Annotated in this window: 11 protein-coding genes and 1 pseudogene; 7 read left to right on the forward strand and 5 right to left on the reverse strand. The window is 65.8% G+C overall.

Annotated elements, in window-relative coordinates; translation table 11 throughout:
* Nucleotides 1-53: 53 nt before the first annotated feature.
* Nucleotides 54-491, forward strand: a pseudogene (locus Q8M13_RS20970) (cytochrome c); the annotation flags it as partial.
* A gap of 10 nt (nucleotides 492-501) precedes the next feature.
* On the opposite strand, the gene Q8M13_RS05245 reads toward Q8M13_RS20970, so the two are convergent.
* From Q8M13_RS05245 to Q8M13_RS05260, 4 genes are all read right to left on the reverse strand, one after another.
* Complete coding sequence (locus tag Q8M13_RS05245; protein WP_305298674.1) at nucleotides 502-1236, reverse strand: cytochrome b; 735 nt, start codon at nucleotides 1234-1236, stop codon at nucleotides 502-504.
* Nucleotides 1233-1949 (reverse strand): cytochrome c oxidase assembly protein, encoded by a 717-nt coding sequence (locus Q8M13_RS05250; RefSeq protein ID WP_305298675.1) that lies wholly within the window; start codon nucleotides 1947-1949, stop codon nucleotides 1233-1235. The genes Q8M13_RS05245 and Q8M13_RS05250 overlap by 4 nt, the downstream gene beginning before the upstream one ends.
* A gap of 71 nt (nucleotides 1950-2020) precedes the next feature.
* A complete protein-coding gene (locus Q8M13_RS05255) occupies nucleotides 2021-3337 on the reverse strand; it encodes a sorbosone dehydrogenase family protein (RefSeq protein WP_305298677.1) in 1317 nt (438 codons plus the stop codon).
* On the reverse strand, nucleotides 3334-3768 hold the full coding sequence (locus Q8M13_RS05260; protein WP_305298678.1) for a DUF2231 domain-containing protein: 435 nt from the start codon (nucleotides 3766-3768) through the stop codon (nucleotides 3334-3336). The genes Q8M13_RS05255 and Q8M13_RS05260 overlap by 4 nt, the downstream gene beginning before the upstream one ends.
* A 1013-nt stretch (nucleotides 3769-4781) precedes the next feature.
* On the opposite strand from Q8M13_RS05260, the gene Q8M13_RS05265 reads away from it, so the two are divergent.
* The 3 genes from Q8M13_RS05265 (at nucleotide 4782) to Q8M13_RS05275 (ending at nucleotide 7575) form a co-directional block, all read left to right on the forward strand.
* Entirely contained in the window at nucleotides 4782-5150 is a 369-nt protein-coding gene (locus tag Q8M13_RS05265; RefSeq protein ID WP_305298680.1) for a single-stranded DNA-binding protein, read from the forward strand.
* Nucleotides 5151-5257: 107 nt separating this feature from the next.
* Nucleotides 5258-6289 carry a DUF1612 domain-containing protein gene (locus tag Q8M13_RS05270; protein ID WP_305298681.1) on the forward strand — a complete coding sequence of 344 codons (1032 nt, stop codon included), beginning with the start codon at nucleotides 5258-5260 and terminating at the stop codon, nucleotides 6287-6289.
* A gap of 383 nt (nucleotides 6290-6672) precedes the next feature.
* On the forward strand, nucleotides 6673-7575 hold the full coding sequence (locus tag Q8M13_RS05275; RefSeq protein ID WP_305298682.1) for a replication initiator protein A: 903 nt from the start codon (nucleotides 6673-6675) through the stop codon (nucleotides 7573-7575).
* Nucleotides 7576-7585: 10 nt separating this feature from the next.
* Here the strand turns inward: Q8M13_RS05275 and Q8M13_RS05280 are convergent, their stop codons facing one another.
* Complete coding sequence (locus Q8M13_RS05280) at nucleotides 7586-8059, reverse strand: SHOCT domain-containing protein (protein ID WP_305298683.1); 474 nt, start codon at nucleotides 8057-8059, stop codon at nucleotides 7586-7588.
* A 363-nt stretch (nucleotides 8060-8422) separates the two neighbouring features.
* On the opposite strand from Q8M13_RS05280, the gene Q8M13_RS05285 reads away from it, so the two are divergent.
* The 3 genes from Q8M13_RS05285 (at nucleotide 8423) to Q8M13_RS05295 (ending at nucleotide 9428) form a co-directional block, all read left to right on the forward strand.
* On the forward strand, nucleotides 8423-8653 hold the full coding sequence (locus Q8M13_RS05285) for an excalibur calcium-binding domain-containing protein (RefSeq protein ID WP_305298685.1): 231 nt from the start codon (nucleotides 8423-8425) through the stop codon (nucleotides 8651-8653).
* Between the two features lie 203 nt (nucleotides 8654-8856).
* Complete coding sequence (locus Q8M13_RS05290; RefSeq protein WP_305298686.1) at nucleotides 8857-9168, forward strand: WGR domain-containing protein; 312 nt, start codon at nucleotides 8857-8859, stop codon at nucleotides 9166-9168.
* Nucleotides 9126-9428, forward strand: coding sequence for a hypothetical protein (locus tag Q8M13_RS05295; RefSeq protein ID WP_305298687.1), 303 nt, complete (start codon nucleotides 9126-9128; stop codon nucleotides 9426-9428). Before Q8M13_RS05290 ends, Q8M13_RS05295 begins: the two co-directional genes overlap by 43 nt.
* The last annotated feature ends 22 nt before the right edge of the window (nucleotides 9429-9450 follow it).

A 9450-nucleotide genomic window follows, 5' to 3' on the forward strand; every position in this document is an offset into this window, starting at 1 on the left:
CCCTTCCCGAACCTCGCAAGGACGCCTTCACAGCCGACGGCCAGGTGATCGCCATGAGCGGTGGCCGCGGCGGACCGGCTAACGCCTGTTTCGCCTGCCACGGTCTGTCAGGAGAAGGCGACGGTCAGAGCGCGCCGCGTCTGGCGGGATTGAGCGCGGGCTACATGCAAAAGCAATTGGACGACTACGCCTCGGGACTGCGTAAGGACGCAAGCATGCAAGCGGCGACGCGCTGGCTCTCGCATGAAGATCGCCGCGCGGTCGCGACCTACTACGCCGCCCTCACCCCGCCGCCCGCCGATCGGCGGGCCGCGCCGCCTCCATCGATCTGGCTGCGCGGCGATCCAGCCCGCGGACTGATCGCCTGCGCCACCTGCCATGGCGATGACGGGCGCGGCGTTGGTCCCGGTTCACCATCCCTGGCGGGACAACCTGCAGCCTATCACCTGGACCAGATGGAACGCTGGCGAACGGGCGCGCGCCGCAATGACCCGCGCGGGATCATGTCGGTCGCGATCGCCCGTCTGACGGAGAGCGAAGCGCGCGCAATAGCCGTTTGGTCAGAGCGTCAGCCTGCTTCTCCAAAGCCCTATAGCGACGCTGCCAGATTGTCCGCCGCCGCGGCCGCTGCGGAACAATTGGCAGCATCCCGTGGAACACGTCGTCCCGGTCGATGAAGTGATGCTTCAGCGCGGCCACGACATGGATGGGGATAAGCAGCACCAGGGCCACCACCAACCCGAAGTGCAGCCACTCCGCCACCGCCTCGATCTGCCAGCGCCGTTCGGCGACCAGGTCCTGAAACGGAAGAAGCGGCCACGGCGCCGCGCCAAACAGCGTCAGCTGCTGTTCGCGGGCGGTGGCCGAGATCATCGCCCACCCCGTCAGTGGCAGACCGAAGAGGCAGGCGTAGAATACGTAGTGGGTGACATGAGCGGCCAGGCTCTCCCACCCCGGTTTGTCAGCGTCGTTGATGACCGGCGGGGCGAACAACCGCCAGGCGGCCCGACCGATGATGAGCACCAGCATCAGGACGCCGACGCCGTAGTGCAGGTCGTGCGCGCCGACCTTGCTCGCGCCGACCGGCAGGCGTCCCATCCACCAGCCCAGGACGAGCTGCCCAGCCGCCAGGCCGGCCATGGTCCAGTGGAACAGAATAGCGACCGGCGAGTAGCGGCCCTCATCGGCATGACCCGCCGCCCAGGCGAGCACATTGACGATCAGCCGATCGATCATGCCGAAGATGCCTGGCGGGCGGGCGCCAGCGACCTGTACATCGTCGCGAGGGAGGCCAGCAGATAGACCGCGGCCGCAGGGGCCCACATGATCAGGCCAGCTGCCTGCTGATCCTCCAGGGCCGTGAGCCCCCAGGCGAGGGTCGAATCCTGGTGCGGGGCGTAAAGGGGTGCCTCTGCGAAGGTGAGGATGGCGCCCAGCAGGCCCATACCGACCATCGCCGCCAACAGGCCCGCCGCCGCCGCCGGTCCGCGCGCGGATCTGACCGCGCACCAGAACCCGATCGCAGCGGCCAGCAGGCTCGCCTGCATGAGCCAGTAGACGCTGTCGCTGTCCATCGCCGCGGCGTAGGCGGTCGGTGCGTGCCACGCCCAGAAGACAACGGTCTGGACGATGGTGGCGCCGGCGAGCCGCTGGTTGCGCCACATCGGTAGGCTCCAGGCCAGAAGCGGTGCGGCCAGAGCCACCAGCAGCACGTGGTGAATCGTCCGCGCCGAGAACAGCGCTGAGCTGAGCGCGCAAAGCGGCGAGACGAAGATGACGGCGAGAACGGCCAAACCAGCAAGCCCCGCCCACCGCACCTCCCCCTTGCGTTCGGCGACGATCAACGCCGCAAGGGCGAGGGTTGCAATGAGAACTGGATCGAAGTTCCAGCGTACGACGAGCTCGGCGGGGAGCGGCGCGGCGCCGCAATAGGGCGTCCAGATCTGCACGGGCGGCGTCCCTCTTCGCTGGGGCTGGAGGTTCAATGCGGAGCTGGCCGCGACGGTTGCCTAACGGACGTCTAGCCGGGCGGTGGCGACTGGGCGGCGACGGGCGCGACCCGCCAGACCGTGTTAGAAAGGTCGTCGGCGATCAGCAGGATGCGGCGTCGCGCATCGAAAGCGACGCCCACCGGCCTGCCACGCGCCTGGCCCTTATCATTGATGAACCCGGTGACGAAGTCGGCCGGGGGGCCGGCCGGCCGGCCGCCGACGAACGGAACCCAGACGACCTTGTAGCCGGCGAGGTCCTGCCGGTTCCAGCTTCCGTGCTCGCCGACGAAGGCTCCCTCCGCAAAGTCTCCGCCAAAGCCGCCGTCCGTGACGAAGCTGAGGCCCAGGGCGGCGACGTGCGAGCCCAGGGCGTAGTCGGGGGTGATCGCCTCAGCCACCAGTTTGGGTTTTTGCGGCCGCACCCTGGGATCGACGTTCTTGCCCCAGTAGCTGTAAGGCCAGCCATAGAAGCCGCCGTCTCGCACCGCGGTCAGATAGTCAGGGACGAGTTGCGGCCCTAGTTCGTCGCGCTCGTTGACGACGGCCCAGAGTGCGCCGCTAAGCGGTTCGATCGCCAGGGCGGTCGGGTTGCGGATGCCGGTGGCGAGCGTCCGCCGAGTCCCGGTCGCCCGATCGACCTCCCAGACGACCGCCCTCTCCTCCTCGACGGCCATGCCACGTTCGCCGACATTGCTGTTGGAGCCGATGCCGACATAGAGCCGGGCGCCATCAGCGCTCGCAGTCAGCGACTTGGTCCAGTGGTGGTTGATTTGCGATGGAAGCTTGGTCAGCTCCTCGCCCGGCGCGGTGATCTGCGTCTGACCTTCAGTATAGACAAACCGCAGCAGGGCGTCCTGATTGGCGACGTAGAGCGCGCCGTCCACCAACGCCATCCCGTAGGGCGCGTCCAGATTCTTGATGAAGGTCGTCTGCAACTCCGCTCGTCCGTCCCCGTCTGCGTCTCGCAGCAGGGTGATGCGGTCGCCGCCCTTCACCTTGGTCTTGCCGAGGCTCTTGATATAGCCCGCAATCACATCCTTGGGCCGCAGCTTAGGCGCCGCGCCGCCGGACCCTTCTGCAACAAGTATGTCGCCGTTCGGCAGGATCAGGATCTGGCGCGGTATCTTAAGGTCGCTCCCCATGGGCGTGATCACGAACCCTTGCGGAACCGTCGGACTGGCGCCCTCCCATCCTGTCGGGCGGGCGATCTTCATGGGAGGCAGAAGGGTTTCATCCCGCTCCGGGAGCTGCGGCTGAGCTCCGGTCTGGTTCAGACTCGGGTCGCCGCCGCCGCAGGCGGTCAGCAGCAGCGCCGCGGTCGCTGCGGGAAGGCCGAGCCGCCTCATGCACGTGTCCTCGGCGAGCCGCGCCTTGAAAAGCCAATGAACCCGGCGCAGAGCGCCGCCACGGTCGAAATCATGGAGAGAATGATCCCAGTCGGACCCACCGAACTCCAGCCGTCACGGCTGTGCTGAAAGGCGTTGATCAAGCCGGACCCCCACATGAGAACGATCAGCGCACAATAGAGCCCGGCCATCATGCGGCTGGCGCGGCCAGGAAAGACGAAGCCGATAATCGCCCAAGCCAGGACAAGCCCGCCCATCACGAGGGCGCCGGCGATCAGCCAAGACGAGAAGTTCGACCATTGGATCTCGGCGGTGCGCAGGTAGGCGATGTCCGACGCCAATCCCGCGGTGAAAAGCGCGATCGGGTAAGCGAGAAGCACGGCGTGCAAGGGGTGAAGCATCGGCCGCTCGGTGGCTTCTGTCTTGAGCATCTGCCTCCTCAACCGTGTCGTGGCTCCTAGATCCCCTAGGCAATTCGCAGCGCGGCTTTCGGTTTCATCTTTGCGGGTGGATCACGTTCACTGGCGTTGAGTGTCTTCGACGGTCGACCAAGCGCGTCGATCACTGCGGCTTACAACAAGCCGCCCTGTTGTTTCCCGGTGGCGTGAGCGTCATTGCTCGCAAGCGGACATCACCGTGACCGCCTGGAGCGCCCTACTGATGTAGTCGCCCGGGCCCTGTTCACTACACGGTGGGTGTGGCGGCCCAGAACGCGGCTAATTCGCGGGTCCGTGAGGCCGAAGCTCTCGCTCGCCTTGGTCACCGGTGTCGCCGCCGCGTGGGCGCAGCTTGATCCGGCGCACTATCCCTTCTTGCGCCGGGGTGGTCGACCACTCGGCGCTCATGACGACCGCGACCAGTGTCTGGCGGGGTCGAGCTCATCCTTGCCGAGATCCTAGCCCGGTAGCCGCGCCCTCCAGGGCGCGCGGCTTCACCTCGTCCTTGAAGCGCCCTGGCTGGCAGGCTGGCGCAGGCGTTATTCCCGGGCGACAGACGTGGGCTGACGATGACTCGGCGGCCGGTTGAGCAGGCCTCGTCCTGGTTCGAGTGTGGCGCCGGCGTTTGGTCTTCGACCCCTTGTCTTGGGGGCGCCGTTCCGGGAGGCGCTCAAACTGGGAATGGGCGGAGCGGTAGGCGCGCCTGTGGGCTCGCTGACCTGGCGGCTGCTCTCTTCCCCGCACTCTAGGGCTTAGCCCGTTCTGCGCGGGCCCTGGGCGATCTCTCACGCTGACCTTGTCGCGGAACGGGTCTGGTCAAAGCCGACCTCGCGTGGCGAGGCGCGGGCCGCCGGACCCTCCGGCCTTCCTTCGCTGCGCGCCGTGCAGGCCGGTTTCCGGCGTTCGCGAGCCTTGGCCATCCCCTTTGCTCCGCGCCTCCGGGCGGCGTGATCGCGGCAGGGCCGCGGGCCGTCGGGGTTCTTCCCGGCGGCGGATGGAGAAAGATAATGCTGAACAAGGTCCAACTGATCGGTTTCACCGGCGCCGAACCTGAGATCCGCACCATCGCCAGCGGACAGAAGGTCGCCACCCTGCGGGTCGCCACCAGCCGCTACACGAAGAAGGGCGGGGAGCGGAAGGACTACACGACCTGGCACCAGGTCGAGATCTGGAACCAGGGGACCGTCAATTGGCTGGCGTCCAAGCCGCTGGCCAAGGGCGCCAAGGTCTTCGTCGAGGGCGAGATCCGGCACGACCGGCACACCGACCAGACCGGTCAGGAGCGTTTCTTCTCCAAGGTGATAGTGGCCAAGCCTCAGCACGAACTGAAGTCGCTCGACCGTCCCGACGCCAATCCCGAGTCCGACGAGGAATAGCCCCCTCCCCGCCGCGGGTCTCCGGCCCGCGGCGGCCTTGCGGCAAGCGCAAGGTAAGGTAAAGATTGGGTTAATTACTGTTCGTCGCGGGTGGCGGGGCATTGATAATGCAGAGAAAATCGCCGCTGTCGGCCATGTCGTCTGACCGGCTTTTGATCCGCCTTTCGGGGGCGGACGACGCCCTGAGCCGACTTGATGAGCGGGTCCGGGCCTGCGCCTATCGCAGCGGCTACATCGCCCGCCGCGACTTCGCCGAGGCGGTCGCCTGGAGCTGGACGCAAGGGGCGGTCACCTCGCTGGAAGACCTGGTGCTGCATGACCAGGGGATGGACGTTCGCGCCCCGAACCAGGGACTTCAGGCCGCCCACGCCCTGGTGCTGGCGCGGCGGAAGGCCACGATCGGCGGCTCCGGCCTGCTATCCATCGAAGGCGCCGGTTGGTTGAGCGGTCGGCGGCGTAAGCCTCCTGTCGGGGGATCGGTGACCAGGCGCCCTCCCCTCCCCGCCGATGATCCCGACGCTCCAGGGATTGTCGATCAGCTGGCCGGCCAGCTGATCGCCCTGGAGCGCGGCGACAGCGCGGGCGTCGACGGCGGGATCCAGGAGTGGTTCGCCTTCATGGACAGCCTGCCGGCGGCCGCGCCAGCGGTGCTGCGTGCGGCCGCATTGGTGGAGGCCTGGTGGATCATCGATCCTCTGCCTCGGCAGCGCTACCTCGGCGGCGTTTTGGCCGGGCTGTGGCTCACAGGCCAGAGACGGGTGACCAGCCATGTCGTCGGGCTTGAGGTAGGTCTGCGGACCCTGCCCCGACGCGGCGCCGAATTTCGGGGCGGCGACGTGGTGCGGCGGCTGGGCTTCTGGCTGGCCGTGATCGCCCAATCGGCGGAGGACGGGTTACAGGAGCTCAAGCGGCTGGAATTGGCCCGGCAGGTCATGGCGCAGCAGGTCGCCGGACGGCGGGCGCACGCCCGGGTCGCCGACGTCATGATGCTACTATTGGAGCTCCCCGTCGTGACCGCCCCGGTGATCGCCCAGCGGCTCGGGATCACGCAGCAGAGTGCGCGGCGCTCCCTGGAGGATCTGGGTTCCGTCGTCGTGGAGATCAGCGGCAGAAGCCGGTTTCGGGCCTGGCGGCTGTGAACTTGCCAATTGGCAAGTTCCGGAAACGCTGCGGCGGCGACTGTGGCTTCCTCAGGGACCTCCGCGGGCGAACTTGCCAATTGGCAAGTTTCAAAAACCGTGGCCCTGAGGTTGGCCGTCGAGGCAGTCAAAGAGGGTCCTGACAGTCCACCCGACCCGAACTTGCCAATTGGCAAGTTCTCCGGATTTGGCGTCATGTAAACCCCTCCGGCTCGCGGCGAGACGGGAACTTGCCAATTGGCAAGTTTCAGAGACGCGCGTGATCCCATGGGTTTCGGCGACAGGCGGACGGGCGGATTTGCGGGCCGTGAAGCGAACTTGCCAATTGGCAAGTTCCCCTCCCCTGCCCTTCCGGGCGCGGATGCAGCACAATGGCGCCCATCATGTCCAAGCGCGCGATTCGCAATCAGGAGTTCGACCTCTTCGTCCCGCGCATGGGCGACCTGCGCCTGAAGGACCAGCGCGAGGTCATGGAGCGGCCGTTCTTCGCCCTCAGCAAGCGCAAGCGGCTGAAGCCGATCGAATACACCAGTCCCGATGGCGAGGTGTGGGTGCATGTTAGCGCCAACCCGCGGTTCGGGATCGCCACCATCTGGGACGCTGACATCCTGATCTGGGCGACGTCGCGTCTGAACCATTTGCGCGAGACCGGGACGAACGACCTGCCGCGGACAATCCACACCAGCACCTATGAACTGCTGCGCGCGATCCGGCGCGATACCGGCGGGAAGGGCTATAAGGAATTGCAGGCGGCATTGGAGCGGCTGCAATCGACGGTGATCGAGACGTCGATCCGCGCGCCCAAGCGCAACAAGCGCGCCCAGTTCGGCTGGCTCGACGAATTCACCCTTGAGACCGACCCGGTCACCGGCGCGTCCAAGGGTATGAGCCTGACCTTGTCGAACTGGGTCTATGAGGGACTGATGAAGGAGCGTTCGCTCCTGACCCTCCACGCCGACTACTTCACTCTCTCTGGCGGGGTCGAACGGGCGATCTACCGGATCGCGCGCAAGCATGCCGGCGACCAGCCCCAGGGCTGGGTATGCCGGGTGAGCGTGCTGCACGAAAAGACCGGCAGCGAGAGCCCGCTCAAGCAGTTCGCCTATCTGCTCAAGCGCATCGTCGCCGCCAACGATTTGCCCGACTACGACCTCAGCTACACGGCCACGCGGGACGGGGCCGCCGCTGTCCACTTCGTGCGGCGCGACGCGGCCGAAAAGGCGCAGCTCAAGGCCAGCATCCAGGCCTTGGCAAGGCCCCCTTTGGAAGGAAGGTGCCTGGATTAGGGAACCACGATTATGATTGCCGCAGCAGTTTCCGCTTCTGAGTCTGAAACTCGTCTTCCGTTAAGATGCCTCGCTGGCGAAGATCATCTAGCCGCGCCAAATCACCTATTGGGTCGTGCACCGGAGCAGGCCCAGTCGCTGAGGCATGGCGCTCTCCGGATTTCGTGAGGTTTTTGTAGAGTCCAACCCCTGCGCCCACAACCGCGCCGGCGGCGGGCCCCACAATCGGGACTGGAATCGCGACAGCAGCGCCGATCGCCGCGCCGGTGGCTACGTCCCGTGTCATCTCAGCTCTCATGACCGCCTTGCCGAGGCGCGCCGCTTCTTCCGCCAAATCTCCGGCGGCCTCCTTGGTTCGCCGGCGGGCGATCTCCCAGTCGGCCTTGTCGACCTTGCCGTCACCATTGAGGTCGCCAATCACGGTCATGGCCTTCGAAGACCCAGAACTGGCCTTCGCCGCTAAGTCGGTAATCTGCTTTTTCATGGCCCACCCTCAACGCCGCAATTCGAGCATTTGCCCTCATTACAACCAAGAGCTTGACGATTTGGCGCCAGCTTGTCGCTTTCGACCTGATCACCATCGTCTAGGTTCAATGCCGCATTCGTAGCCGTACAGCGGAGGGCAGCGTAGATGAACAAGCTGGTTGCCTACATGGAACTAGCCACTCTGGCATCTTCGACATCGGCCAGCTCTCGTCACTGGGGGCGGGCCTTCTTGCCGTTTGCGGATTGTTCACCGGCTCCGTTGTTCTCTAGCAACATGGGCGAGTTCGGCAGGCGTTGGCGAGGCTCGAATCGCGCAGCGGAAATGGCGTCACGCTCTCGACGGATGCTGTTGGAAGCCGGAATGGTTTTCTTGATCGCACTTGGAGCGACCCTCTATGTGCTCGCTCCGAAAGCGCCTGGGCGCGCGGAGGTGAACACCTTCGTTGAGAACCGGACAACCGATCAGCACTTTTCAGGCTGCGATGAAGCTCGGGCGGCGGGGCGCGAGGACATACCTCGTTGGGACCCAAGCTATCGGGAGCACATGGACGGCGATGGCGATGGTCTGGCCTGCGAGCCCATTCGCTACTAGCCGCCTCTCCGAGATCGCCTACCGGGACTTCGTTTTATCCCGGATCGCGCTGTCGGCCGACCAGGTCGGGGTTGTTAGATGATGCGAAGAAAACAGACGGAATGGGGACGCTTTGGTCAAATACTGACAACCACAAAGCCGCGATCTAGAACCGATTTTGACGCCGACGCAGTTTACCGGCCTCCTATCGCAAGGAGGCGAACATGCAGATTCTGCGCCGCATCGATCCGGCCCGCAACATGTCCAGATTTTACGCACTGGACATCGTCGCCAGTCTGTTTGGCGAGGCCATCCTGGTCCGACGCTGGGGCCGCATCGGCTCAAGCGGGCAGCGACTGGAGATGTGGTTTGACGAACCCTCGTCAGCCCAGGCCGCGCTCGATCGGCTCGTCCGCGCCAAGACCCGCCGGGGATACTTACAGTCGCCGCCCTCGCCAGCCTTCCCGTTTCAGGACGTCCCTAGATGCGCCGCTTGTTGTCACTCCTTTTCGGCTGGATCTGCGTCGGCTGCCTGATCGTCGCCATCGTCTCAGTGGCGATCGGCGACATGGCCGGCGCGATCCTTCCAGGCTTCATTGCCGTGGTCGCCCTGGTGGCGTCCGCATTTTTCGGCCCCAGGTCTGCGCAGACCGGGCCGGCCCCGACGCCGGCGCAAGCGCCGGCCGCCAATGCGGCGGCGAAAGCCAAGGCCACGGCCAAGCGCCAGGCCGACGACCGAAGCCGGCGCGAGGAAGAAGTCGTGGACTGGCACCGCCGCAATAATGAGGTGTTTTAGCTTTCAGGGCGTCGCGGCCTAC

It is taken from the genome of Phenylobacterium sp. (assembly GCF_030681155.1).
GTDB lineage: Bacteria > Pseudomonadota > Alphaproteobacteria > Caulobacterales > Caulobacteraceae > Phenylobacterium.

What these genes read in the sequence shown, in the direction of transcription:
- Q8M13_RS05245 (WP_305298674.1), bottom strand. Translation starts at nt 1,236, where the DNA reads ATGATCGATCGGCTGATCGTCAATGTGCTCGCCTGGGCGGCGGGTCAT.
- Q8M13_RS05255 (WP_305298677.1), bottom strand. Translation starts at nt 3,337, where the DNA reads ATGAGGCGGCTCGGCCTTCCCGCAGCGACCGCGGCGCTGCTGCTGACC.
- Q8M13_RS05260 (WP_305298678.1), bottom strand. Translation starts at nt 3,768, where the DNA reads ATGCTCAAGACAGAAGCCACCGAGCGGCCGATGCTTCACCCCTTGCAC.
- Q8M13_RS05265 (WP_305298680.1), top strand. Translation starts at nt 4,782, where the DNA reads ATGCTGAACAAGGTCCAACTGATCGGTTTCACCGGCGCCGAACCTGAG.
- Q8M13_RS05270 (WP_305298681.1), top strand. Translation starts at nt 5,258, where the DNA reads ATGCAGAGAAAATCGCCGCTGTCGGCCATGTCGTCTGACCGGCTTTTG.
- Q8M13_RS05275 (WP_305298682.1), top strand. Translation starts at nt 6,673, where the DNA reads ATGTCCAAGCGCGCGATTCGCAATCAGGAGTTCGACCTCTTCGTCCCG.
- Q8M13_RS05280 (WP_305298683.1), bottom strand. Translation starts at nt 8,059, where the DNA reads ATGAAAAAGCAGATTACCGACTTAGCGGCGAAGGCCAGTTCTGGGTCT.
- Q8M13_RS05285 (WP_305298685.1), top strand. Translation starts at nt 8,423, where the DNA reads ATGGTTTTCTTGATCGCACTTGGAGCGACCCTCTATGTGCTCGCTCCG.
- Q8M13_RS05290 (WP_305298686.1), top strand. Translation starts at nt 8,857, where the DNA reads ATGCAGATTCTGCGCCGCATCGATCCGGCCCGCAACATGTCCAGATTT.